General features: G+C 69.1%; 22 protein-coding genes. 14 read left to right on the plus strand and 8 right to left on the minus strand.

The features are described from left to right. Together sucB and lpdA are read right to left on the minus strand one after the other, a co-directional pair. Nucleotides 1-1,800, minus strand: coding sequence for a 2-oxoglutarate dehydrogenase, E2 component, dihydrolipoamide succinyltransferase (sucB, locus tag NQV15_RS06660; RefSeq protein ID WP_232399010.1), 1,800 nt, complete (start codon nucleotides 1,798-1,800; stop codon nucleotides 1-3). Nucleotides 1,801-1,813: 13 nt separating this feature from the next. Continuing rightward, the gene (gene lpdA / locus NQV15_RS06665) at nucleotides 1,814-3,196 is read right to left on the minus strand and encodes a dihydrolipoyl dehydrogenase (protein ID WP_232399012.1); all 1,383 of its coding nucleotides are present in this window, start codon (nucleotides 3,194-3,196) and stop codon (nucleotides 1,814-1,816) included. Between the two features lie 104 nt (nucleotides 3,197-3,300). On the opposite strand from lpdA, the gene NQV15_RS06670 reads away from it, so the two are divergent. Continuing rightward, on the plus strand, nucleotides 3,301-3,873 hold the full coding sequence (locus NQV15_RS06670) for a hypothetical protein (protein WP_232399013.1): 573 nt from the start codon (nucleotides 3,301-3,303) through the stop codon (nucleotides 3,871-3,873). Between the two features lie 87 nt (nucleotides 3,874-3,960). Here NQV15_RS06670 and NQV15_RS06675 read toward each other — a convergent pair whose 3' ends face one another. Together NQV15_RS06675 and NQV15_RS06680 are read right to left on the minus strand one after the other, a co-directional pair. Next, on the minus strand, nucleotides 3,961-5,313 hold the full coding sequence (locus NQV15_RS06675) for a serine hydrolase domain-containing protein (RefSeq protein ID WP_232399015.1): 1,353 nt from the start codon (nucleotides 5,311-5,313) through the stop codon (nucleotides 3,961-3,963). After that, entirely contained in the window at nucleotides 5,310-6,767 is a 1,458-nt protein-coding gene (locus NQV15_RS06680; protein WP_232399017.1) for a leucyl aminopeptidase, read from the minus strand. Before NQV15_RS06680 ends, NQV15_RS06675 begins: the two co-directional genes overlap by 4 nt. A gap of 58 nt (nucleotides 6,768-6,825) precedes the next feature. On the opposite strand from NQV15_RS06680, the gene gcvT reads away from it, so the two are divergent. Continuing rightward, entirely contained in the window at nucleotides 6,826-7,926 is a 1,101-nt protein-coding gene (gene gcvT / locus NQV15_RS06685; RefSeq protein ID WP_232399019.1) for a glycine cleavage system aminomethyltransferase GcvT, read from the plus strand. A 1-nt stretch (nucleotide 7,927) separates the two neighbouring features. Beyond that, nucleotides 7,928-8,122, plus strand: a complete 195-nt coding sequence (locus NQV15_RS06690) for a hypothetical protein (protein WP_232399021.1) — start codon at nucleotides 7,928-7,930, stop codon at nucleotides 8,120-8,122. Between the two features lie 13 nt (nucleotides 8,123-8,135). Here NQV15_RS06690 and NQV15_RS06695 read toward each other — a convergent pair whose 3' ends face one another. After that, on the minus strand, nucleotides 8,136-8,693 hold the full coding sequence (locus NQV15_RS06695) for a DUF3043 domain-containing protein (RefSeq protein WP_232399023.1): 558 nt from the start codon (nucleotides 8,691-8,693) through the stop codon (nucleotides 8,136-8,138). Nucleotides 8,694-8,723: 30 nt separating this feature from the next. Here NQV15_RS06695 and NQV15_RS06700 point away from each other — a divergent pair, with 30 nt between their 5' ends. The 11 genes from NQV15_RS06700 to NQV15_RS06750 all read left to right on the plus strand — a co-directional run bounded on the left by NQV15_RS06700 (nucleotide 8,724) and on the right by NQV15_RS06750 (nucleotide 19,345). Then, a complete protein-coding gene (locus NQV15_RS06700; RefSeq protein ID WP_232399025.1) occupies nucleotides 8,724-9,446 on the plus strand; it encodes a PspA/IM30 family protein in 723 nt (240 codons plus the stop codon). Beyond that, complete coding sequence (gene htpX / locus NQV15_RS06705; protein ID WP_232399027.1) at nucleotides 9,421-10,329, plus strand: zinc metalloprotease HtpX; 909 nt, start codon at nucleotides 9,421-9,423, stop codon at nucleotides 10,327-10,329. Before NQV15_RS06700 ends, htpX begins: the two co-directional genes overlap by 26 nt. A 7-nt stretch (nucleotides 10,330-10,336) precedes the next feature. Next, nucleotides 10,337-10,906: a PspA-associated protein PspAB gene (gene pspAB, locus NQV15_RS06710; RefSeq protein WP_232399029.1), complete on the plus strand. Its 570-nt coding sequence runs from the start codon at nucleotides 10,337-10,339 to the stop codon at nucleotides 10,904-10,906. Nucleotides 10,907-10,943: 37 nt separating this feature from the next. Further along, nucleotides 10,944-12,212: an aminotransferase class I/II-fold pyridoxal phosphate-dependent enzyme gene (locus NQV15_RS06715; RefSeq protein ID WP_232399032.1), complete on the plus strand. Its 1,269-nt coding sequence runs from the start codon at nucleotides 10,944-10,946 to the stop codon at nucleotides 12,210-12,212. 4 nt (nucleotides 12,213-12,216) lie between these two features. After that, nucleotides 12,217-13,338, plus strand: a complete 1,122-nt coding sequence (locus NQV15_RS06720) for a glycerate kinase family protein (protein WP_232399034.1) — start codon at nucleotides 12,217-12,219, stop codon at nucleotides 13,336-13,338. Between the two features lie 95 nt (nucleotides 13,339-13,433). Continuing rightward, the gene (locus tag NQV15_RS06725; RefSeq protein ID WP_232399035.1) at nucleotides 13,434-13,796 is read left to right on the plus strand and encodes a HesB/IscA family protein; all 363 of its coding nucleotides are present in this window, start codon (nucleotides 13,434-13,436) and stop codon (nucleotides 13,794-13,796) included. A 76-nt stretch (nucleotides 13,797-13,872) separates the two neighbouring features. Next, complete coding sequence (locus NQV15_RS06730) at nucleotides 13,873-14,847, plus strand: carbohydrate kinase family protein (protein ID WP_232399036.1); 975 nt, start codon at nucleotides 13,873-13,875, stop codon at nucleotides 14,845-14,847. 126 nt (nucleotides 14,848-14,973) lie between these two features. Continuing rightward, nucleotides 14,974-15,846, plus strand: a complete 873-nt coding sequence (gene ctaC / locus NQV15_RS06735; protein WP_232399038.1) for an aa3-type cytochrome oxidase subunit II — start codon at nucleotides 14,974-14,976, stop codon at nucleotides 15,844-15,846. Then, nucleotides 15,846-17,621, plus strand: a complete 1,776-nt coding sequence (gene ctaD, locus NQV15_RS06740; protein WP_232399040.1) for an aa3-type cytochrome oxidase subunit I — start codon at nucleotides 15,846-15,848, stop codon at nucleotides 17,619-17,621. The genes ctaC and ctaD overlap by 1 nt, the downstream gene beginning before the upstream one ends. 3 nt (nucleotides 17,622-17,624) lie before the next feature. Further along, nucleotides 17,625-18,020: a cytochrome c oxidase subunit 4 gene (locus NQV15_RS06745; protein WP_232399041.1), complete on the plus strand. Its 396-nt coding sequence runs from the start codon at nucleotides 17,625-17,627 to the stop codon at nucleotides 18,018-18,020. A gap of 113 nt (nucleotides 18,021-18,133) precedes the next feature. Next, nucleotides 18,134-19,345, plus strand: a complete 1,212-nt coding sequence (locus tag NQV15_RS06750; RefSeq protein WP_232399043.1) for a L,D-transpeptidase — start codon at nucleotides 18,134-18,136, stop codon at nucleotides 19,343-19,345. A gap of 288 nt (nucleotides 19,346-19,633) precedes the next feature. Here the strand turns inward: NQV15_RS06750 and qcrB are convergent, their stop codons facing one another. From qcrB to qcrC, 3 genes are read right to left on the minus strand one after another with little or no spacing between them, the layout of a single operon-like run. Continuing rightward, complete coding sequence (qcrB, locus tag NQV15_RS06755; RefSeq protein WP_232399045.1) at nucleotides 19,634-21,343, minus strand: cytochrome bc1 complex cytochrome b subunit; 1,710 nt, start codon at nucleotides 21,341-21,343, stop codon at nucleotides 19,634-19,636. After that, a complete protein-coding gene (qcrA, locus tag NQV15_RS06760; RefSeq protein ID WP_232399046.1) occupies nucleotides 21,340-22,389 on the minus strand; it encodes a cytochrome bc1 complex Rieske iron-sulfur subunit in 1,050 nt (349 codons plus the stop codon). Before qcrA ends, qcrB begins: the two co-directional genes overlap by 4 nt. After that, nucleotides 22,386-23,213 carry a cytochrome bc1 complex diheme cytochrome c subunit gene (gene qcrC, locus NQV15_RS06765; RefSeq protein WP_232399047.1) on the minus strand — a complete coding sequence of 276 codons (828 nt, stop codon included), beginning with the start codon at nucleotides 23,211-23,213 and terminating at the stop codon, nucleotides 22,386-22,388. Before qcrC ends, qcrA begins: the two co-directional genes overlap by 4 nt. Nucleotides 23,214-23,281: the final 68 nt, after the last annotated feature.

The following is a 23,281-nucleotide window of genomic DNA, read 5'->3' on the forward strand; positions in this document are numbered from 1 at the left end:
TCAGGAACCGAGCTCAGCCTCGAACGAGCCGGCCTCGAGGCGCTGCTTGACCGCGGTCAGGAAGCGGCCCGCGTCGGCGCCGTCGATGATCCGGTGATCGTAGGTCAGCGCCAGGTAGGCCATGCTGCGCACCGAGATGCTGTCGTTGCCGTGCGCGTCCGTCACGACGACGGGACGCTTCACGACCGCGCCGACACCCAGGATCGCGACCTGCGGCTGGTTGATGATCGGCGTGTCGAACAGTGCGCCGTTGCTGCCCAGGTTCGTGATCGAGAAGGTCGCACCCGACAGCTCGTCGGGGGTGATCTTGTTGGTGCGGGTGCGCTCGGCGGCATCGGCGATCTTGCGGGCCAGGCCCGCGATCGACAGGTCGCCGGCGTCCTTGATCGTCGGGACCAGCAGGCCGCGCTCGGTGTCGACCGCGATGCCCAGGTGCTCACCGGCCGGGTACGTGATGGTGCCCGCCTCGAGATCGAGGGCCGAGTTGAGCTGCGGGTACGCCTTGAGCGCCTCGATGGCGGCCTTGGCGAAGAACGGCAGGTACGTCAGCTTGACGCCCTCGCGCTCCAGGAACGCATCCTTGTGGCGGGCGCGCAGGCGAGCCACCTCGGTGACGTCGACCTCGTGGACCTGCGTGAGCTGCGCCGAGATCTGCAGCGACTCGACCAGGCGTCCGGCGATGACCTTGCGCAGACGCGAGAGCTTCTCGGTCTTGCCACGCAGCGCGGACGGCTCGGGAGCCTTCGCCGCGGCGGCCGCGGGAGCGGACGGGGCGGGAGCGGACTCGGCGGGCTTGGCCGCGGCCTCGGCAGCGTCCAGGACGTCCTGCTTGCGGATGCGTCCACCGACACCGGTGCCGGTGACGGAGCCGAGGTCGACACCGTGCTGCTTGGCCAGCTTGCGCACGATCGGGGTGACGTAGGTGTCGCCGCTGTCGCCGGACGTGGCGGGAGCCGGCGCCTCGGTCGGAGCAGCCTGGGTCTCGGGCTGGGCCGGCGTGGGCTCGGAGGCCTTCGGCTGCTCGGGGGCCGGGGCGGGCTCAGGAGCCTTCTCGGGCTCGGGTGCCTTCTCCGGCTCCGGCTCGGGCTCGGGGGCCTTCTCAGGCTCGGGCTCCGGGGCAGGTGCGGCAGCCGCCGGAGCGGCGTCCTCGGAGCCGATGACGGCCAGGACGGCGCCGACCTCGACGGTCTCGTCCTCCTCGGCGCGGATCTCCAGCAGCTTGCCGGCCACGGGGGAGGGGATCTCGGTGTCGACCTTGTCGGTCGAGATCTCCAGCAGCGGCTCGTCGACGGCGACGTCGTCACCGACGGCCTTGAGCCACTGGGTCACGGTGCCCTCGGTGACGCTCTCGCCCAGTGCGGGCAGCGTCACCTCGGTGCCACCACCGGAGGCAGGAGCCGTCTCGGCCTGCGGCGCCGCAGCCGTCTCGGCCACGTCGTGCTGCTCCTCGGCGGTGTTCTCCGGCAGCGCCGAGCGCTCCTCGGCCTCGGCGGCAGGCTCGGGAGTCGCGGCCTCGGCCGGCTCCTCGGCGGCGGGTGCAGCGTCGTCGCCGGCGCTCTCACCCTCCTCGCCGATGATCGCGAGCACGGCGCCGACCTCGACCGTGTCGTCCTCCTCGGCCTTGATCTCCAGCAGCACACCGGCGACGGGAGAGGGGATCTCGGTGTCGACCTTGTCGGTCGAGATCTCCAGCAGCGGCTCGTCGACGGCGACGGTGTCGCCGACGGACTTCAGCCATTGGGTGACGGTGCCCTCGGTGACGCTTTCGCCGAGAGCGGGCAGGGTGACAGACGTGGCCATGATGATCTCCGGGTCAGGCGTGCGAGTGAAGGGGCTTGCCGGCCAGCGCGAGTGCGGCTTCGCCGAGGGCTTCGTTCTGGGTGGGGTGGGCGTGGATGAACTGGGCGACGTCCTCGGGGTAGGCCTCCCAGTTGACCATCAGCGACGCCTCGCCGACCTGCTCGCCGAAGCGGGAGCCGATCATGTGGACGCCCACGATCGGGCCGTCCTTCTCGCGGACGAGCTTGACGGTGCCGGCGGTGGCCAGGATCTGCGACTTGCCGTTGCCGCCCAGGTTGTACTCGACGGTCTCGACGTTCTCGTCGCCGTACTTCTCCCTGGCCTGCGGCTCGGTGATGCCGACCGAGGCGATCTCGGGCTCGCAGTAGGTGACGCGGGGGATGCCCGAGTCGATGACCGGCTGCGGGTTGAGGCCGGCGATCTCCTCGGCGACGAAGATGCCGTGGGCGAAGCCGCGGTGCGCCAGCTGCAGGCCCGGTACGAGGTCGCCGACGGCGAAGACGCCCTCGACGTTGGTCGCGAGGCGCTCGTTGGTCGGGACCCAGCCGCGGTCGACGGTTATGCCGGCCTCCTCAAAGCCCATGCCGGCCGAGTTCGGGCCGCGGCCGACGGCGACGAGGACCAGATCGGTCTCGATCGTGTCGCCGTTCTCCAGCGTGACGGTGACGCCGGACTCGGTCTGCTTGACCGAGTCGAACTTCACGCCGGTCTTGAAGTTGATCTTGCGCTTGCGGAAGGCGCGCTCCAGGCCCTTGCTGAGCACCGGGTCCTCGAGCGGGACGAGCGTGGGCAGGCCCTCGATGATCGTGACGTCGGCGCCGAAGGACTTCCAGACGGAGGCGAACTCCACGCCGATGACCGAGCCGCCGATGATGACGACCTTCTCGGGGACCTCGGTCATCGAGAGCGCCTCGGTGCTGGTGACGACCCGGCCGCCGATCTCCAGGCCCAGCGTGCGCGAGACCGATCCGGTGGCCAGCACGACGTTGGTGCCGGTGTAGCGCTCGCCGTTGACCTCGACGGTCTTGGTGTCGACGAGCTTGCCCTCGCCCTCGACGACGGTGATGCCGCCGGACTTGATCAGACCCTGAAGGCCCTTGTACAGGCGGTCGATGACGCCGTCCTTGTACTTGTTCACCTGGGCCATGTCGATGCCCTCGAACGTCGACTGGACGCCGAACATGCTGCCCTCGCGGGCCAGGTCGGCGACCTCGGCGGAGTGCAGCAGCGCCTTGGTCGGGATGCAGCCCCAGTGCAGGCAGGTGCCACCCACCTTGGACTTCTCGATCAGGGCCACGGTCTTGCCCAGCTGGACGGCGCGGAGCGCGCAGGCGTAACCACCGCTGCCGCCGCCGAGAATCACGATGTCGAAGTTGTTGCCGGCGACGTCCGCCACAGTGCCTCCCAGAGAAGATTTTCACCCTCATCTTGTCACTGGACGCAACCGGAGTGCCACCGGGGTTCACGCAGGAGTTCTCGGGGATCGGGCACACTTGTCACATGGGATTATTCCGAGGCCGCAAGGCCAGGACCGCCGGCGGCGCCGCCGTGTCCGACCGCGGCTCGAGCCGGGCCGACCTCGATGCCCTCAGGGAGTTCGCCGAGACCCGACGCGGGGTCGAGGCGTGGATCGAGCCGCAGACCTCCGTGACGCACACCACCTTGCTGCTGGTCGCCCACGACGGCGAGTCCATCCGGCGCCGGGTCGCCTCTGCCCAGGCGGGGCACGACTTCGCCCGCAAGAAGCTGCGCATCCCGGTGTACGACTCCAACCTGGTCCCGATCCCGTCGCGCAAGCGTGAGTACGACCTGCGCAAGGTCCGGAGCGCCGCCCCGGCGGCGGCTGCGGCCCCGGCCGCCGCAGTGCGACGCAGCCCTCGCGAGCTGCGCGCGATCATGACGCTCGAGTCGATCGCCGGCGCCGACCCGCTGCCCGACGACCCGTCCTTCGACGACCTCATGCGGGTCTACAAGAAGGCCCGTTCGCAGGCCCACCCGGACCGCCTCGGCGGCGCCCGCGAGAAGTGGGACACCGTCGAGGACGCGGCCCGCGTCCTCGGCCTGCCCGACTGACCCCAACACCCCCGCTGGGCCTGACGTTTTGACGTCGACACGCCGTGCGTGTCGGCCAAAACGTCAGGCCCAGCGGTCTGTCCGGGGTCAGTGCCAGCCGCTGCTGTCGAGGCCGCCGGGTACGTCGGCGTCAGGGGCGTAGGGCGTCCGGGTGAAGACGAAGGACGCCAGCACGAGGCGCAGCGGTCGGCCGGACGCATCGCGCTCCACCGCCAGCGGCTCGCCGCGGTAGTAGCCCTCCAGACCGATCCAGCCGTCGCCCTCGCGCCGGAACCTGGCTCCGCGGCCCTGGCCCGGCTCGCCGAGACGCAGCCCGCCATCGGCCTCCAGGGCGAGGGTGAACGCGTACGTGCCCCAGAACCACGGTCCGACCAGGTCGAGCGTGTCGGCCTGGGCGGAGTCGGCGTGCCACGGCGTCGGTGCGTCAGGCTCCCGCTCACGGAAGAGGGTGAGCAGGTCGGCGGCGGCCGTCCCGAGGCCGCTGGTGGCGTTGGCCATCAGGACGACCCCGTCGCCGGACGTCAGGTCGATGCGCAGGTTCGCCAGGAACCCGGGCATCGAGCCGCCGTGCCCGGCGAGCCGGCGACCCGCGACGTTCCACATCTGCCAGCCGAGGGCGTGCGCGCCGACCCACGGCGTCCCCGGGACATCGTTGACCGCGACCGGGTGCAGCATCTCGGTCAGCGTCTCGGGCGCCAGGACGTCACCGGTGCGTCCGCCGAGGAAGGCGGCCCAGCGGGACAGGTCCTGGACCGTCGACCACAGCTGGCCGGCCGGTGCCATCGACACCGCATCGTGCTCGGGCTCGACGTGGACCAGGTCGGCCAGCGGGTGCACCGCGAGCCCGGGCGCGGACGGCGCCTGCGGCCGGGTGGTCGTGCGGCTCATGCCCAGCGGCTCGAGGATGCCGGTGCGCACCGCGTCCTGCCACGGGACGCCGCGCAACCGCGACACGAGCTCGCCCAGCACGCCGTAGCCGACATTGGAGTAGTGGAACGCGGTGCCGGGGGTGAAGCGCAGCCCGATGCCGGAGGCCAGCAGCGATGCCCAGTCGCCGCCCTCGGTCCGCTCCCACCAGTCGCCATTGGTCTCGGCCTGCATGCCCGAGGTGTGGGTCAGCAGCTGCGCGATGGTGACGTGCCCGAACGGGACCTCCGGCAGGTGCGCGCCGATCGTGTCGGCGAGGTCCAGCAGGCCGGCGTCGCGCAGCCGCATGACCTCGACGGCCACGAAGGTCTTGGAGATCGACCCGATGCGGTACTGCGTGTCCGCCGTCGGCACGGGACCGTCGACGCGGGCGTCCGTCGTCCCCGCCGCGCCGGACCAGACCAGCGCGCCGGATCGGACGATGCCGGCCACGACCGACGGCAGCCGGTGCGTCGACTGCTCGACGGCGAGCCGCTGCTCCAGCGCAGCAGCGGTCGAGGCGTCCAGCGTCATCGGGCCCCGGCGAGCTCCGACGCGAGCCGCACGAGGGTGCGGACGCCGACACCCGTGCCGCCGTTGGGGGTGTAGTCATAGGCGCTGCCGTCGTTGAAGGACGGTCCGGCGATGTCCAGGTGCGCCCAGGGGATGTCACCGACGAACTCGCGCAGGAACGCCGCCGCGAACAGCGTCCCCCCGTAGGGCTTCGGGTTGTGCTGGCGCAGGTCGGCGATCTTCGAGGTGCGCACCGCGGTCTTGACCTCCTCGACGATCGGCAGCGGCCACATCGACTCGCCGGCCGATCGCGACGAGGCCAGCACGGTCTCGCCGAACTGCTCGTCGTTGCCGAGGATGCCGCTGGTGCGCTCGCCGAGAGCCACGACGCAGGCGCCCGTCAGGGTCGCGACGTCGACGATGTGATCGGCCTGCGCCTCGACGGCCAGCGCCAGGCCGTCGGCCAGGACGAGGCGTCCCTCGGCGTCGGTGTTGAGGACCTCGACGGTGCTGCCGTTGCGCATGCGGAGCACGTCGCCGGGACGCGTCGCGTCACCGCTGGGCATGTTCTCGGCGATGCACGCGTAGGCCGTGACGCGGATCGGCAGGCCGAGCCGGGCGATCGCGACGGTCGCGGCCACGACCGCCGCGGCACCCGCCATGTCGATCTTCATGGTGGACATGCCCGGACCGGACTTGATCGACAGGCCGCCCGAGTCGAAGGTGATGCCCTTGCCGACCAGGGCCAGGTGGCTCACGGCGTCGGCCGGCTCGTACGACATCACGACCAGCCGCGGGGGGCTGTCCGATCCGCGGCCCACACCGAGGATGCCGCCGCAGTTCTCCTTGGCGAGGCGCTTCTCGTCCCACACCTGGACCTTCACGGTGTCGGTGCTGGCGGCGTGGGCCGTGATGGCCTCGGCGAAGTCGGCGGGGCGCAGGTCGCCCGGCGGCGTGTTGACCCAGTCCCGGGCCGTGTTGACGGCCTCGGCGACCGTCGCGGCGCGCTCGAGCACCGTGTCCGTCGAGGCCTGCCGCGCAAAGGCGGTCAGGATCACGGCGCTGGTGAGGTCGACGCGCTTGGCGTCCTTGTCGGCGTCGGCGCTCTTGTAGACGTCGTAGCGGTAGCTGCCCAGCGCGACACCCTCGGCGATCGCCTCGACCTCGTCGACACCGGCCGGGTGCAGGGCCAGCGCGACGCTGGCGGCGTTCTTGGCCGCCCTGACGCCATTGGCGGCCGCACGGCGCAGGTCCTCGGCGGTGGGCTCCTCGGGAAGGGCGACCGCGATGACGACCGGGGCGGTGGTCGCGCCGCCGGACGGGAACCGCGTTGTCTGGCCCTTCTCCCCGGAGAAGCCCATGAGGTCGAGCGTCTCGGCCAGCTCCCCCTTGTCCTCGTCCGTTCGGATGCCCAGGATCAGGACCTCGGCCTGGGCGGTGGTCGGCTTGGCTGTGCTGACGGTGACAGTGGGCATGTCAGCCACTCTAAGGTCGATCTGTCGGAGCGTGCGACCGTCCCCTAGGTTGGGCGGCATGGATCTGCTTCACTCGCCGCTGCACGACCGACACGTTGCGCTCGGCGCCAAGCTCGCTGAGTTCGGCGGCTGGGACATGCCGCTGGAGTACGCCGGGGGAGGGGTGCTCGCCGAGCACAAGGCCGTCCGTGAGGGCGTCGGCCTGTTCGACGTCAGCCACCTCGGCAAGGCCCTGGTGCGCGGGACGGGGGCCGCCGACTTCGTCAACGCGTGCCTCACCAACGACCTGTCGCGCATCGAGGTCGGCAAGGCGCAGTACACGTTGTGCTGCGACGAGGACGGCGGGACGGTCGACGACCTCATCGCCTACCTGCGCAGCGACTTCGAGGTGTTCCTCATCCCGAACGCGGCCAACACCGCGGCGGTGGTCGCCCGCCTGAAGGCCGCAGCGCCTCCGGGCATCGAGGTCACCGACCAGCACCGTGACTACGCGATCCTCGCGATCCAGGGCCCGTCCAGCGACGAGGTCCTGCAGGCCCTCGGCCTGCCGGTCGACCACGAGTACATGTCCTTCGCCGATGCCACCATCGCGGGCGCGGACATCACGGTGTGCCGCACCGGGTACACAGGGGAGCGCGGCTACGAGCTCGTCGTGCCCGCCGGCGCAGCCGTCGAGGTGTGGGACGCCGTCGTGGCTGCGGGCGAGCCGTTCGGCATCCGGGCCTGTGGCCTCGGTGCGCGTGACACCCTGCGCACCGAGATGGGATATCCGCTGCACGGCCACGAGCTGTCGGCCGAGATCAGCCCCGTCATGGCCCGTGCCGGGTGGGCCGTGGGCTGGAACAAGCCCACCTTCTGGGGCAAGGAGGCCCTGGAGGCGCAGCGTGCAGCCAAGACCGTCCGCACCGTGCGCGGGCTGCTCGCCCAGGGCCGCGGCATCCCGCGTCCCGGCATGGCGGTGCGCACCGAGGACGGCGACGGGCTCGGCGAGATCACGTCGGGCACCTTCTCACCGACGCTGCGCCAGGGCATCGCGCTTGCGCTGCTCGAGCCCGCCGTCGAGGATGGCGCCACGGTCATCGTCGACGTCCGCGGCCGGTCCGAGGCGTTCACGGTGACCAAGCCACCGTTCGTGCAACCGTCGACGAAGGAGTCATGAGATGACCTGGACCTGGGCCTATGAGAGCTCCGCCGGCGACGTGATCGGCCGTTCGGAGGTCTTCGAGAGCCGCAGCGATGCCGAGTCGTGGGTCGGCGAGGCCTTCGGCGACCTGCTGGAGGACGGCGTCGACCAGGTGCGCCTGTTCGACGGCGAGGCCGAGGTCTACGGCCCGATGTCGCTGCACCCCGAGTGACGGGGCGCCGCGGTCAGCGGTAGTTGGTGCCGAGCTCCTGGCCGCGGTCGACCTGCGGCTTGGGAAGGCGGAATCGGCGCAGCTGGGTGCTGCGCAGGACCGCGTACGTCGTCGATCCCTTGATGGCGTCCTCGCCGAACCGGGCCCGGAGCTCCCTGCGGAGGCCGCGCACCATGATGAACTCGTCGAGGATCGTGCCCAGGATCAGGAACGGGTAGACGAAGGCCGTCAGGATCGTGGTGGCCGTGGGGCTGACGCTGCCGGCGACCGCGAACAGCACCAGCAGGATGATCAGGAACGGCAGCAGGTACTCGGCGAAGTTGCGCCGGCGGTCGACGTAGTCGCGGCAGAACCGGCGGACCGGGCCCTGCTCGCGCAGGGGGAGGTGGCGCTCGTCGCCGGTCTTGAGGGCCTCGCGCTGCTTCAGCCGGATCTCCTCGCGGGCCGCGCGATCGCGCTTGGCCCGCTCCTTGCGGCTCATCGGAGTCTTCATCTGCTTCTTGCGAGCGGCTTCGGCCTCCTTGCGACTGGGAGTCGGCCGTCCCTTGCCTGCTTCTGTCTCGTCTGCCACGCGCCACACACTACCCGTAGGCTTGACGGCATGAGCATTCGCGATCGGCTCTCGAAGCTGTGGGGTTCCCGTCAATCGGGGAGCGGTGACACGGGCGCGCTCAAGGACCGTCTCGACGAGACCTACCGCACCCAGACGGCACTGCTGCAGCAGGTGCGCCGGGGAGTCGCGGATGTCGCGACGAGCCGCAAGCGGGTCGACCTGCAGCTGGCCACGATCGCCCAGCAGGCCGCGAACCTCGACGACCAGGCACGCGCCTCGATCGCCGCGGGCAACGACGAGGATGCCCGCGCCGCGCTGACCCGCAAGGTCATGCTCGAGAAGACCGCGGACGACCTGCGGGTCCGCCGCGACGACCTCAAGGCCGAGGAGGACAAGCTCCAGCTGTCGGCCATGAAGATCGAGCAGGACGTCGAGAGCTTCCGCGTCCGCAAGGACACCCTGGCCGCCCGCCACAGCGCCGCCTCGGCCCGCGCGGAGATCAACAGCGCGACCAGCGGCATCAACTCGACCGTCAGCGACGTCGGCCAGGCGATGGAGGCCGCCGAGCGGCGCACCCGCGAGCTCGAGGCGAAGGCCGATGCGGTCGACGAGCTCGTGACCGAAGGGGTGGTCGGACGGTCGGGGGAATCGGCGGACGACGCCCTGGCCCGCCAGTTCGACGCGGCGCTGGACAGCGCCGAGGTCGACCGCCAGCTCCAGCAGCTCACGACACAGGAGGACGACGATGGCTCGAAGCCGGTTCAGGGGTGACAGCGGTCTGACGCTGCGCATGGGAGGGGTCAGCCTGGGTCTGGGTGTCCTCTACCTGGCGTTCGCCGCGATCCTGTACCAGACGCCGCTGGGCGCGGTCGGCATCGTGATCGTCCTGGCCCTGGCCTGGGGACAGTGGTACTTCTCGGACTCCCTGGCCCTGAAGTCCATGCGGGCGCAGGTCGTCGAGCCGCACCAGGCGCCCGAGCTGCACGCCATGATCGACCGGCTGTGCGCGATGGCCGACATGCCCAAGCCGCGGGTGGCCGTGGCCGTGACCGATCTGCCCAACGCCTTCGCGACCGGGCGCACCCCGAACCACTCGGCGGTGTGCGTCACGACCGGCATCATGCAGCGACTCGACGCCGACGAGCTGGAGGGCGTCCTCGCGCACGAGCTGTCGCACGTGGCCAACCGCGACGTCACCGTCATGACGGTCGCCTCCTCGCTCGGCCTGCTGGCCGGTTTCATCACCCGCTACGGGATGTACTTCGGCGGGATGTTCAGTGGAGGCAGGGACCGCAACAACAACAACGGCGGCCCGGCGTTCATCGTGGTCTTCCTGGTCAGCCTGCTGGTCTACGCCGTGAGCTTCGTGCTGATCCGCGGGCTGTCCCGGTACCGCGAGCTCAGCGCCGACCGCAGTGGCGCCTACCTGACCGGGCGCCCGTCCAAGCTCTCGTCGGCGCTGGTGAAGATCTCCGGTGAGATGGCCCGCATCCCCAACCGGGACCTGCGCGAGAACCAGGCGATGAACGCCTTCTTCTTCGCCCCTGCGATCAACCGTGAGTCGGTCGGCGCCTTGTTCTCGACCCACCCGCCGCTCCAGCAGCGCCTCGACCAGCTCGCCCGGGTCAGCGCCGAGCTGTCCGAGCAGGGCTGAGCGCGCGATGGGATTCCTCGACTCGATCCTGGGACGCTCCAAGCCGCCGCAGGCGGACCTGGACGTCCTGTTCTCGGTGCCGCAGGCAGTCATCTCGCTGCAGACCGAGGGCTTCACGCCGACGGGCGTCGGATCGGTGTGCTTCCGCGACATGGAGGGCCGCGCCGACGACCAGGTGATGGCCGATGCCGAGAAGATCATCAGCTCCTCGCCGGGCTCGACCGTCACGCGCAGCGATGACCGCTTCGGGTTCCACTGGCTCACCGTGACGAGGAACGATGCGGACGTGTCGGGACTGGTGACCGATCTGCACGCCGTCAACAGCTCGCTGGCCGATGCCGGCTTCGGCAGTGCGCTGCTGTGCTCGACCGTGGTCTTCTCGACCCCGGAGGGCAAGCCGTTCGGGCTGGTCTACCTGTACAAGCGCGGCACGTTCTACCCCTTCGCGCCCGACACCGGGGAGCGGCGTGACAACGCCCTGGAGCTGCAGGTGCGGGGCGTCGTGGCGCAGGACGTGCCCGTCGAGCCCGATCTGAGCAAATGGCTCGCGATCTGGGGCGCGCCCGGTCTGGCCTGATCCGGACGCCTTGAGGTCCGGGCGATAGATTGGTCACGTGAGCTTCGACGATCTATCCCGTGACCAGATCCAGGCCCTGTTCGACGAGCAGACGGCCGCCTACCGCGCCCTCCAGGAGCGTGGTCTCAAGCTGGACCTCACGCGCGGCAAGCCGTCGCCCGAGCAGCTCGACCTGTCCAACGAGCTGCTGAGCCTGCCCGGCGCCGACTTCAAGGACGCCTCCGGCACCGACACCCGCAACTACGGCGGCCTGACCGGTCTGCTGGAGCTGCGGGAGATCTTCGCGCCCATCATGCGGGTGCCTACCTCGCAGGTCGTGGCCGGCGACAACGCGAGCCTGGCGATGATGCACGACAACCTGGTCTTCGCGCTGTTCCACGGCGTCCCCGACTCCGAGCAGCCGTGGGGCGTGGAGGAGTCGGTCAAGTTCGTGTGCCCGGCACCCGGCTACGACCGCCACTTCGCGCTGCTGGAGGAGTACGGCATCGAGATGGTGACCGTCCCCATGAACGCCGACGGACCCGATGTGGACGCCGTGCGCGAGGCGGTCAAGGATCCCGCCGTCAAGGGCATGTGGCTGGTCCCCACCTACAGCAACCCGACCGGAGCGGTCATCAGCGAGGCCGTCGCGGCCGAGCTGGCGGCACTGGAGACGGCTGCGCCGGACTTCCGGATCTTCTGGGACAACGCCTACGCCGTGCACCACCTGACCGACCAGCAGACCAAGACCCCCGACATCCTGGGCCTGTGCGTCGCCTCGGGGCACCCGAACCGCCCGGTGATCTTCGCCTCGACGTCCAAGATCACCTTCGCCGGGGCGGGAGTGTCCTTCCTGGGCAGCTCGCCGGACAACATCGCCTGGTACCTGAGCCACCTCGGCAAGCGGACCATCGGCCCGGACAAGGTCAACCAGCTGCGGCACGCCCGCTACCTGGGCAGCACCGAGGGCGTGCACGCGCTGATGGAGCGCCACCGCGCGATCCTCGCCCCGAAGTTCGAGACCGTCGTGACGATCCTGCGCGACCGGCTGGCCGAGTACGGCATCGCCGACTGGACCGAGCCGGCCGGTGGCTACTTCGTGAGCCTGGACGTCCTGGACGGCACGGCGAGCCGGGTCGTCGAGCTGACCCGCGAGGCGGGCGTCGCGATGACGCCGGCCGGAGCCGCGTTCCCGTACGGGGAGGACCCGCGCGACCGCAACATCCGGATCGCACCGTCGTTCCCGTCGCCGGACGACCTGGCCACCGCGATCGACGTGCTCGCGACGAGCGTGCTGATCGCTGCTGCCGAGCAGTACCTCGCCTAGCGGCATGCGGGTGCTCGTGGCGCCCGACGCCTTCGGCGGCACGCTGAGCGCGCCCGACGCGTCCCGCGCCATCATCGAGGGCTGGCATCGTCACGCGCCCGACGACGTGCTCACGCCGGCCGCGATGGCCGACGGGGGGCCGGGGTTCGTCGACGTGCTGCACACCGCGGCCGGCGGCGAGCTGTCGGTCGTGACCGTGCGGGGCCCGCTCGGTGCGCAGGTGCCGGTCACGGTCCTGCGCGTCGACGACACGGCCTATGTCGAGAGCGCCCAGGCCTGCGGCCTGCACCTCGTGGACGTGGACGGGCGCGACCCGCTGGCTGCCACGACGTACGGCGTCGGCCAGGCCGTCGCGGCCGCCGTCCGGACCGGCGCGCGCCGGGTCGTCGTGGGCCTGGGCGGCAGTGCGACCAACGACGCCGGGGCCGGGATGCTGGCGGCCCTGGGCGCGACCGCGGACGGCCGGCTGGACGCCGGGCCCGTCGCGCTGCGCGACGTCACCTCGGTCGACCTGTCCGGCGCCGTGTCGACCCTGGCCGGCGTCGAGCTGGTGATCGCCGCCGATGTCGACGTTCCGCTGCTGGGGATGTTCGGCGCGACCCGGACGTTCGGTCCGCAAAAAGGCCTGACCGACACCCAGATCATCGAGGTCGACGGATGGCTGGACCGGTTCGTCGTGGCGACGTGCGGCCAGACGCCGGCGGAGCGACGGGTGGCCGACACCAAGGGCGCCGGGGCCGCCGGAGGGCTCGGCTTCGCGCTGATGCTGCTGGGTGGCCGGGTCATCTCGGGCATCGAGCTGGTCGCCGACGCCGTGGGGCTCACGAGCCAGGCGGCCCTGCACGACCTCGTGATCACGGGGGAGGGGACGTACGACTTCTCCTCGCGCGCCGGCAAGGTCGTCTACGGGGTCGCGACGGTCGCGGCGTCCGCCGCGCGGCCCTGCATCGTGCTGGCCGGTCAGGTGTCCGTCGGCTCGCGGGAGATGCGGGCGATGGGGGTGGAGGCCGCCTACGCGGTCGCCGACCGGGTCGGCGTGCAGGCATCCATGAGCGATCCGTACGCCCACCTGAGCGACCTGGCCGAGCGCGTCGCACGGACATGGTCGCCCCGCTCGCTGGGTTGACGGCGTACGATGGAATGGAATCGCTGGGGATCTCGTTGGCTACTTGACGAGCGTCCTTCGTGACGAGTCCAGCACCAGATCTTTCGGGAGTTCAGATGACAGTCGAGACCGAGCAGACCACCGACACCGCCAACACCGGCGTCAGCCTCAGCGCCGGCGCTGCCGAGAAGGTCGCCAGCCTGCTGGCCCAGGAAGGCCGCGACGACCTGGCACTGCGCATCGCGGTCCAGCCCGGCGGCTGCTCCGGACTGCGCTACCAGCTGTTCTTCGACGAGCGCTCGCTCGACGGCGACCAGACCTTCGGCTTCGGCGGCGTCAACGTCGTCGTCGACCGGATGAGCCTGCCGTACCTGGGTGGCGCGACGATCGACTTCGTCGACACGATCGAGAAGCAGGGCTTCACGATCGACAACCCGGCCGCGACCGGTTCGTGCGCCTGCGGCGACTCATTCCACTGATCTCCCGTCCCGCCTGAAGCGGACGTCACTCAACGCCCTCCCGCACGTGCGGGAGGGCGTTGACTACTGTGTGGGGGTGCACCTCGCCATCACCGGTTCGATCGCCACCGATCACCTCATGACCTTTCCTGGCAAGTTCGTCGACTCGCTGGTCCCCGACCAGCTGGACAAGATCTCGCTGTCATTCCTCGTCGACGACCTCGATGTCCGACGCGGCGGCTGCGGGGCGAACATCGCCTTCGCGCTGGCCAAGCTGGGCCACCGTGCCCTGCTCGTGGGAGCTGTCGGGCGCGACTTCGAGACCGAGTACCGCGGCTGGCTCGACGCCGCCGGCGTCGACACGAGCGGCATCCTGGTGTCCGAGACGCGCCACACGGCCCGCTTCGTGTGCACCACCGACACCGAGCTGGCACAGTTCGCGACGTTCTACGCCGGTGCGATGTCCGAGTCCCGTGACATCGACCTGCTGTCGGTCGGCTCCGGCTACGACCTGGTGCTCATCGGGCCCGACGACCCGGACGGCATGCTGCGCCACACCCGCGCGTGCCGCGACAACGGCATCCCGTTCGCCGCCGATCCGTCGCAGCAGCTCGCCTGGGCCGACGGCGACGTCATCCGCGACCTGATCGACGGCGCCGCCTACCTGTTCAGCAACGACTACGAGGCGTCCCTCATCCAGCAGAAGACCGGCTGGACGGCCGAGCACGTGCGCGCGCACGTCGGGACGCAGATCATCACCCGCGGCAAGAACGGCGCGACCGTGCTGCCCGCCGACGGCGACCCGATCGAGGTCAAGGCCATCGAGGGTGTCGTCGCGGTCGACCCGACCGGCGTCGGCGACAGCTTCCGGGCCGGCTTCCTGGCCGGCATCGCGGCAGGCCTGGGCTTCGAGCGCTCTGCCCAGATCGGCTGCACCATCGCGGCCAGCGTCGTGGAGACCACGGGCACCCAGGAGTACGTCCTGGAGCGCGACGGCTTCCTCAAGCGCCTCGCGGCCGCCTACGGCGACTCGGCCCGCACCGAGGTCGACGCAGCGCTTTCCCTCGCGTGACAGGAGGCCCGGGGGCGCGAGCGCGCTTCAGGGCCACCTGACCATTCCCAGCATGTTCCCCTGAAGTAAGGTGCTTTCGTGTCAGCACGTGACAATCATGGTCCAGAAAGGCGCCCCGTGGGTCGGATGAAGTTGGCGGTTGTCTTGTTCGCCGCCGTTGTTTTGAGCGGCTGCTCTCCTGATGCCGACTCGGATCTGGCGCGTCTCGCGCTGCCGGTCGGCGCGAGCGATCGCTCCCAGTACATCTGGGAGCTGTGGCTCGGTGCGTGGATCGCCGTGCTGGTGATCTTCCTGGTGGTGTTCGGTCTGATCATCTACTCGATGATCCGTTACCGTCGCCGCAGCGACGACGAGATCCCGGCGCAGATCCGGTACAACCTCCCGATCGAGGCGCTGTACACCTTCGCCCCGGTCATCGTCGTCGCGGTGTTCTTCTTCCACACCGTCACCTCGCAGAACGATGTTCTCGAGCGAGTCGACAACCCCGATCACTCGATCGAGGTCATCGGCAGCCAGTGGCAGTGGGCTTTCAACTACATCGACGAGGACGCGACCGACGGTGAGGACGTCTTCGACGTCGGCACCCCGGCGCAGCCCGCCGAGCTGTGGCTGCCGGTGGACGAGTCGGTCCGCTTCACGTTGAAGTCGCCCGATGTCATCCACTCCTTCTGGATCCCGGAGTTCTACTTCAAGCTGGACGTCGTGCCCGGCAAGGTCAACAGCTTCGACATGACGCCGACACGTACCGGCGTCTTCACGGGCCGCTGCGCAGAGCTGTGCGGCCTGTACCACTCACGCATGATCTTCAAGGCCCACGTCGTCACCCGCGCCGAGTACGACGCGCACCTGGCTGAGCTCGAGAAGGCCGGCCAGACCGGACGCCCCCAGGGCGCCTCGGATGCCGATCGGATCGCAGGTCTTGAGGGCAAGGACAAGACCGGCCGCGTCGACGAGGTTCAGCGCGGCGCAGGCGACTACAAGGACGGAGCTGGCGACTGATGGCCACCGCAACTTTCGACGATGCGTCGACCACGTTGAGGGCGGGGGTGCGCGAACGTACCCTCGGCCAGAAGGTCGTGACGGTGCTGACGACGACTGATCACAAGGTCATCGGCAACATGTACCTGATCACGTCGTTCGCCTTCTTCATCATCGGCGGCATCCTCGCGCTGCTGATCCGCGCCGAGCTGGCGCAGCCGGGAACGCAGATCGTCGACGACGAGACGTACAACCAGCTGTTCACGATGCACGGCACGATCATGCTCCTGATGTTCGCGACGCCGCTGTTCTTCGGCTTCGCCAACGCGATCATGCCCCTGCAGATTGGTGCGCCCGACGTGGCGTTCCCGCGCCTGAACATGTTCAGCTACTGGCTGTACCTGTTCGGCAGCACGATCGTCGTCTCGGGCTTCTTCGTGCCCGGTGGTGCGGCGAGCTTCGGTTGGTTCGCGTACGCCCCCCTGAGCGATGCGGTCAACTCGCCGGGAGCGGGCGGTGACCTGTGGGTCATGGGCCTGTGGATGTCGGGTCTGGGCACGATCCTGGGCGCCGTCAACTTCATCACCACGATCTTCACGATGCGTGCGCCCGGCATGACGATGTTCCGCATGCCGATCTTCGTGTGGAACACGCTGGTCACCAGCATGCTCGTGATCATCGCCTTCCCGATCTTCGGCGCAGCACTGCTGAGCCTGGCAGCGGACCGGATGCTCGGAGCCCACGTCTTCGATCCGGCCAACGGCGGACCGATCCTGTGGCAGCACCTGTTCTGGTTCTTCGGACACCCCGAGGTCTACATCATCGCGCTGCCGTTCTTCGGCATCGTGACCGAGATCCTGCCGGTGTTCGCGCGCAAGCCGATCTTCGGCTACGTCGGACTCGTCGGCGCGACCCTGATGATCGCCGCCCTGTCGGTGGCGGTGTGGGCCCACCACATGTTCGTGACCGGCTCGGTCGACCTGGCGTTCTTCTCCTTCATGACGTTCCTCATCGCGGTGCCGACCGGAGTGAAGTTCTTCAACTGGATCGGCACGTTGTGGGGCGGATCCCTGTCCTTCGACACCCCGCTGATCTTCTCGCTCGGCTTCCTGACGACCTTCCTGTTCGGTGGTCTGACCGGTGTCATCCTGGCGTCGCCGACGCTGGACTTCCAGCTGTCCGACAGCTACTTCGTGGTCGCGCACTTCCACTACGTGGTCTTCGGCACCGTCGTGTTCGCGATGTTCGCCGGCTTCTACTACTGGTGGCCCAAGTTCACCGGGCGGATGCTGGACGAGAAGCTGGGCAAGATCCACTTCTGGCTGCTGTTCATCGGCTTCCACCTGACGTTCCTCGTGCAGCACTGGCTGGGTGTGGAGGGCATGCCGCGTCGCTACGCCGACTACGGACCGTTCGACGGCTTCACCACGCTGAACGAGATCTCCTCGGTGGGTGCCTTCCTGCTGGGCGCCTCGACGCTGCCGTTCTTCTTCAACGTCTGGAAGTCGCGCAAGGCGCCGCTCGTGGGCCTTGACGATCCGTGGGGCTGGGGACGTTCGCTGGAGTGGGCGACCTCGTCGCCTCCGCCGCGTCACAACTTCACGTCGCTGCCGCGCATCCGCTCCGAGAGCCCTGCCTTCGATCTGCACCACCCGGAGATCGCTGCGCTCGAGCTGGCGGACAACCCCGGTGAGGACTCCGTCTTCGCCGATGCCCCCGATGTCAGTGGCAAGGGCAGCCAGGCCGAAGGCCGCGCCCGGGGCACCTCACACGATGAAGAACAGGACGGTCGCTGATCCATGAAGGCCGAAACTTGGACAATCGTCGCGGTCGGGATCTTCTTCGCCCTGATCTCGCCCGTCTACTGGGTCCTGACCAAGGACCCGACCGGTACCACCGCACTGGTCATGACGATGCTGCTGTGCGTCCTGCTGGGGTTCTACCTCGGCGTCGTCGCCAAGCAGATCCCCGACCGCCCCGAGGACCGCAGCGATGGCGAGATCGCTGAGGGAGCCGGTGAGCAGGGCTTCTTCCCCCCGTACAGCTGGTGGCCGCTGTTCGCGGCGCTCGCACTGTCCGTCGTCGTGCTCGGCTCGGTGTTCGGCTGGTGGCTGTTCATCATCGGCGCAGGCATCCTGGCGATCACCGTCTGGGGCTGGGTCTTCGAGTACTACCGCGGCATCCACGCTCACTGAGCAACAACACCTGGGGCGGCATCATCGATCACGATGGTGCCGCCCTTGGCATTGCAGGCCGTGAGCGACCTCATGTGGGCTTGAGACGACCAGCCAGCCCGTAAACTGTTGTGGTGAAGCAACTCAGAATGCCCCTCGCGCTGCTGTTCGCAGCCGTGATCGCCCTGTCGTCCTGCTCGATCAACGACGCCAAGGACGCGGTCAACCCTTCGCAGTCCGAGAACGCCATCAGCCTGACGCCGAACGTCAGCGACGGCGCGTCGGACGTCAAGGTGAGCACCTTCGTGCGCGTGCTGGCCGAGGACGGCAACGTGACGTCGGCCAAGCTGACCACCGCGGACGGCTCGACGCAGATCGACGGACGCATCAGCGAGACCGGGTGGCGCGCCGACAGCCGCCTGGAGCCGGGCACGGCGTACAAGCTCGCCGTCACCGGAGTGGGGGAGGACGGCAAGGAGGCGACCGTCACCCGCGCGTTCACGACCCAGGCCCTGAGCCTGGACCAGCAGACCTATCCCTCCGTCGCCCCCCTGCAGGGCGAGACCGTCGGTGTCGGCATGCCAGTCATCGTGACCTTCGATCTCCCGGTCAAGAATCGCGCGCTGTTCGAGAAGCACATGAAGGTGAGCACCGACAACGGCGTCACCGGATCGTGGACGTGGTTCAGCGACCGTGAGGCCCACTTCCGTCCCGAGCAGTACTGGCCGGCCCGCACCAAGGTCAACGTGCGGCTGAACCTCAACAGCCTGCCCGCCGGCGGCGGCATCTACGGCCAGCAGGACCAGGACGTCAGCTTCGAGGTGGGCCAGAAGGTCGTCAGCACGGTCGACATCGGCAAGCACCGGCTGACGTACACCGTCGATGACAAGAAGGTGCGCACGATCCCGGTCACGACCGGTGACGACAGCCACCGCACGCGCCAGGGCATCAAGGTCATCATGGAGAAGTTCGCCGCCGTCGACATGGACGCGGCCACCACCGGCGTCGACTCCGAGGACCCGGGCTACTACAACCTGAAGGACGTCCAGTGGGCGATGCGGCTGACCAACTCCGGTGAGTTCATGCACGCCGCCCCGTGGTCGGTCAGCTCGCAGGGCAGGGCGAACGTCAGCCACGGCTGCACCGGCATGAGCACCACCGACGCCAAGTGGCTGTACGACCGGTCGCGCCGCGGAGACGTCGTGGAGTACGTCGACAGCCCGCGTCCGCTCGAGGACCGCAACGGCTGGACCGACTGGAACGTCCCGTGGACGACCTGGACGGCGGGTTCGGCGCTGCAGGCCGCCGCGGCCGATCAGCCCGCCGACGACGGCGTCGTCGACTGATCTGAGGGCGGTCTCCCAGGAGATCCCACCGAGCTGGCGCATCACCCCGGTCGTGACCCGGGTGATGCGCCAGCTTGCTGTGCGACGGGGACGACGGGGTGCCCGTTTCCGGTGTGACGCGCCCGGGCGGTGTCGCAGCACCGCACGTCGGGGGACGCGTGCCACCACAGACGGGGCCCAGAGCCGGGGGAGGGGCTGCGGGGCGTGCGGGGCGGTGTGGTTGGCCCTGGACATGAGAAGCCCCCGTCAGCGACGCTGACGGGGGCTTCTACGGGGCTTTGCGCGGTCTCAGTGGACCCGGGGGATACCCGTCTCCGACACGCCCTGGAACTCGTCGCCGAGCTCGACGGGGTGACCGTCGTGCTCTGCGAGGTGCTCCTCGGCGTGGTGGACCTCTTCGATCGACGGCTTGTCCACCGTGTCGCGGTAGTAGAACTCGCGGAGCCTGGCCCGCAGCTTCGCCTTGCGCGAGTGCGGAGCGGCGACGCCGTTCTTGTCGGTCTCGGCCGGAGCCTCGAGCACGGGGACACGGTCACGGGCGGTGAGTGTGTACTGCTCGGCGATCGGCAGGGGAGCGTGACGCTCCGAGAAGCCGCCGTCGGGCGAGCGCTCGATGACGCCGGTCTCGTAGCCGTGCAGGAGGCGGTTGTTGTCCGCCCGCTGCAGACCGATGCAGATGCGCTTGGTCACGATGAACGCGATGACCGGCGCCACGAAGAAGGCGATCCGGAAGATCTCCGTCAACACGTAGATGTCCATGTGCAGCTGGGTGGCGATGATGTCGTTGCCACCGGCAGCCCAGCCGACACCGTAGGCCGTCATGGCCGCGACGCCCAGCGCCGTGCGGACCGGGGCGTTGCGGGGACGCTCGAGCAGGTGGTGCTCGCGCTTGTCGCCGGTGATCCACTGCTCGATGAACGGCCACAGGGCCAGCGAGACGAACAGCAGGGTCAGACCGCCGACACCCGGGATGAAGACGTTCCAGCTCCAGGTGAAGCCCAAGAAGGTGCTCTCGAGACCGGGCATGAGCCGCACGACACCCTCGGAGAAGCCCATGTACCAGTCAGGCTGCGATCCGGCGGTGACCTCGGACGGGTTGTACGGTCCGTACGCCCACACCGGGTTGATCTGCAGCAGGGCACCCATCAGCGCCGTGAAGCCGAAGACGACGAAGAAGAATCCGCCGGCCTTGGCCGCGTACACGGGGAGCATCGGGTAGCCGACGACGTTGTTCTCGGTACGTCCGGGTCCAGGCCACTGCGTGTGCTTGTGGTAGACGAGCAGCAGCATGTGGGCACCGATGAGGCCGAGCAGCAGCGCCGGGATCAGCAGGATGTGCGCCATGTAGAGGCGCGGGATGATCTCGTCACCGGGGAACTCGCCACCGAAGATGAAGAACTCGAGGTACGAGCCGACCAGGGGGATCGAGCGGATGAGTCCGTCGACGAAGCGAAGTCCGGTGCCGGACAGCAGGTCATCGGGCAGCGAGTAGCCCGCGAATCCCTCGACCATGCCGAGCGACAGCAGGCCGACGCCGATGAGCCAGTTGATCTCACGCGGCTTGCGGTACGCGCCCGTGAAGAACACGCGCAGCATGTGCACCATCATCGAGGCGACGAACAGGGCCGCGGCCCAGTGGTGGATCTGGCGGATCAGCAGGCCACCGCGGATGTCGAACGAGATGTCCAGCGTCGACTTGTACGCCTGCGACATCTCCAGACCGTTGAACGGCAGGTAGGAGCCGTGGTACTCGACCTCGGCCATGCTGGGCTGGAACCAGAACGTCAGGAAGACGCCGGTCACCAGCAGGACGACAAAGCTCCACAGCGCGATCTCGCCGAGCATGAACGACCAGTGCTCGGGGAAGACCTTGCGCAGGTTCTTCTTGGCGACACCGGCCAGACCGAGCCGGTCGTCGAGCCAGCCGACGGGACCGGCGGCCTTCTTCCCGACGCCAGTTTCCTGGATCGGTGTGTACTCCTGCTCAGTCGTGCTCATGCCTTATCATCCAACTTCTTCTGGTCACGCGCGAGCTCGGGGTAGCTGGGACCGACGATTTCGGGGAAGTCGCTCATCGCGATCAGGTAGCCCTCGTCGTCCAGGCCGAGCGGCAGCTGGGGGAGCGGCCGGTGGGCGGGGCCGAAGATGACCTTGCCGTTGTCACCCAGGTCGTAGGTCGACTGGTGGCACGGGCACAGCAGGTGGTGCGTCTGCTGCTCCCACAGGCTGATCGGGCAACCCACGTGCGTGCAGATCTTGGAGTAGCACAAGATGCCGTCGACGCCCCAGTTCTCCTTGCCCTTGTCGGGCGTGACGTCCTCGGGGCGCATGCGCACGACGATGATCGCGGCCTTGGCCTTGACCGCCAGCAGCTCGGAGCCGTGCAGGACGGGGTCGCCGTCGGCGTTGGTCTCGTACACCACGGCGGGCTCGCCGTTGATGAGCTGTCCGACCTGGATGTCGGCCGGCTTGAGCGGAGTGCCGGTGACGTCGTTGACCAGGCGCATGCCCTTCTTCCAGACCGTGTGGCTCTGGCCGTGCGGAAGGGGACCGAGATCGCGCAGCAGGACGATCGCGGGCAGGCCCAGCAGGCCCATCGCGCCGAGCAGGCTGTTGCGGATCATCGGGCGCCGGCCGAAGCCGGACTCCTCGATGCCGGCGTTCAGGTCCTTCATGACCGCGACGCGGTCCTGCTCGGAGGACGCTGCCGGGTGCCGCATCTCGATCATCTCGTGATCGCCCATGAGCTTCTTGGCCCACTGGATGATGCCGACGCCGATGAGCAGCATGCCGCCGCCCAGCGTCACGCCGAAGGCGAAGTTCTGGGCCGACCAGCCCAGGAACGTCGCGTCGATGTCGATCGCGAAGTATGCGACGCAGAAGCCGAGGAACAGCAGGCCCGCGACGATGAACATCGCGGAGATCTGACGTGCCGTGCGCGTGGCCTCGGCCTCGTCGACGTCCTGCGGACGGTAGAGGTGCTCGGGAAGGCCCGGGTCCCTGATCGGCTCTGCGTCAGGGATCGGTTGCAGATCGTCGCTCATGCCTTCTTCTTCACTCTCGCTCCGTGCGCACCGATCCAGATCGCTGCGATGACCAGGCCACCGATGCCGATGACCCAGGTGAACAGTCCGTCGACGACCGGGCCGAGACCGCCGCCGCCGATACCGCCGTAGTTGGGCTGGTCCTGGACCTTCTTGACGTACGCGATGATGTTGCGCTTGTCCTCGGGCGTGATGACGTCGTCGGAGAACACGGGCATCTGCTGCGGGCCGGTGATCATGGCCTCGGCGATGTGCTTGGCCGAGACACCCTTCAGCGACGGGGCGTACTTGCCGTCGGGCATGGCGCCGCCGGCGCCGACGGAGTTGTGGCACGCCGTGCAGTTGGCGCGGAACAGCTCGCCACCCTCACGGATGTCAGCGGTGGTCGCCTTGTCGAGATCGGTGTAGTCGCTGCCGGGGATGGCCGGCCCGGGGGCCAGCGATGCGACGTACGCCGCGAGCTGGCGGGTCTCCTCGGCGTCGTACTCGGGCGCCTTGGCAGGAGCCTGCGGAGCAGTGCGCTTCATGGGCATGCGACCGGTACCGACCTGGAAGTCGACGGCGGCAGCGCCGACACCGACCAGGGACGGACCGTAGTTGCCGCCCTTTTGCGTCTCGATGCCGGTGGCGTTCTTGCCGTGGCAGCTCGCGCAGCCGATCAAGAACAGCTTGCGACCGGCTTCGACGTCATTGGCCGTGGCCTCTTGGGCCGTTGCCGGCTTCGGCGCGAACGCCGTGTACAACCCGCCGGCGACGACGAGTCCCAGCAGCAGCACGACGAGTCCGGCGAGTGGATGCCGGCGTCTGGTGGACAATTTCCGCACCGAGGACCTCATTCCTGGAAGTGGTGTGAGCGTACCTTCAGGTACGCCGAAAGAATTGGGTGGACCGA

It is taken from the genome of Aeromicrobium wangtongii, assembly GCF_024584515.1.
Classification (GTDB): domain Bacteria; phylum Actinomycetota; class Actinomycetes; order Propionibacteriales; family Nocardioidaceae; genus Aeromicrobium; species Aeromicrobium wangtongii.

Excerpts from the sequence above, each read along its gene's own strand:
- NQV15_RS06725 (WP_232399035.1), top strand. The coding sequence starts at position 13,434 with ATGACAGTCGAGACCGAGCAGACCACCGACACCGCCAACACCGGCGTC.
- NQV15_RS06680 (WP_232399017.1), bottom strand. The coding sequence starts at position 6,767 with ATGCCCACTGTCACCGTCAGCACAGCCAAGCCGACCACCGCCCAGGCC.
- NQV15_RS06675 (WP_232399015.1), bottom strand. The coding sequence starts at position 5,313 with ATGACGCTGGACGCCTCGACCGCTGCTGCGCTGGAGCAGCGGCTCGCC.
- pspAB (WP_232399029.1), top strand. The coding sequence starts at position 10,337 with ATGGGATTCCTCGACTCGATCCTGGGACGCTCCAAGCCGCCGCAGGCG.
- qcrB (WP_232399045.1), bottom strand. The coding sequence starts at position 21,343 with ATGAGCACGACTGAGCAGGAGTACACACCGATCCAGGAAACTGGCGTC.
- ctaD (WP_232399040.1), top strand. The coding sequence starts at position 15,846 with ATGGCCACCGCAACTTTCGACGATGCGTCGACCACGTTGAGGGCGGGG.
- NQV15_RS06670 (WP_232399013.1), top strand. The coding sequence starts at position 3,301 with ATGGGATTATTCCGAGGCCGCAAGGCCAGGACCGCCGGCGGCGCCGCC.
- htpX (WP_232399027.1), top strand. The coding sequence starts at position 9,421 with ATGGCTCGAAGCCGGTTCAGGGGTGACAGCGGTCTGACGCTGCGCATG.
- gcvT (WP_232399019.1), top strand. The coding sequence starts at position 6,826 with ATGGATCTGCTTCACTCGCCGCTGCACGACCGACACGTTGCGCTCGGC.
- qcrA (WP_232399046.1), bottom strand. The coding sequence starts at position 22,389 with ATGAGCGACGATCTGCAACCGATCCCTGACGCAGAGCCGATCAGGGAC.
- NQV15_RS06690 (WP_232399021.1), top strand. The coding sequence starts at position 7,928 with ATGACCTGGACCTGGGCCTATGAGAGCTCCGCCGGCGACGTGATCGGC.
- sucB (WP_232399010.1), bottom strand. The coding sequence starts at position 1,800 with ATGGCCACGTCTGTCACCCTGCCCGCTCTCGGCGAAAGCGTCACCGAG.
- NQV15_RS06745 (WP_232399041.1), top strand. The coding sequence starts at position 17,625 with ATGAAGGCCGAAACTTGGACAATCGTCGCGGTCGGGATCTTCTTCGCC.
- ctaC (WP_232399038.1), top strand. The coding sequence starts at position 14,974 with ATGAAGTTGGCGGTTGTCTTGTTCGCCGCCGTTGTTTTGAGCGGCTGC.
- NQV15_RS06700 (WP_232399025.1), top strand. The coding sequence starts at position 8,724 with ATGAGCATTCGCGATCGGCTCTCGAAGCTGTGGGGTTCCCGTCAATCG.
- NQV15_RS06720 (WP_232399034.1), top strand. The coding sequence starts at position 12,217 with ATGCGGGTGCTCGTGGCGCCCGACGCCTTCGGCGGCACGCTGAGCGCG.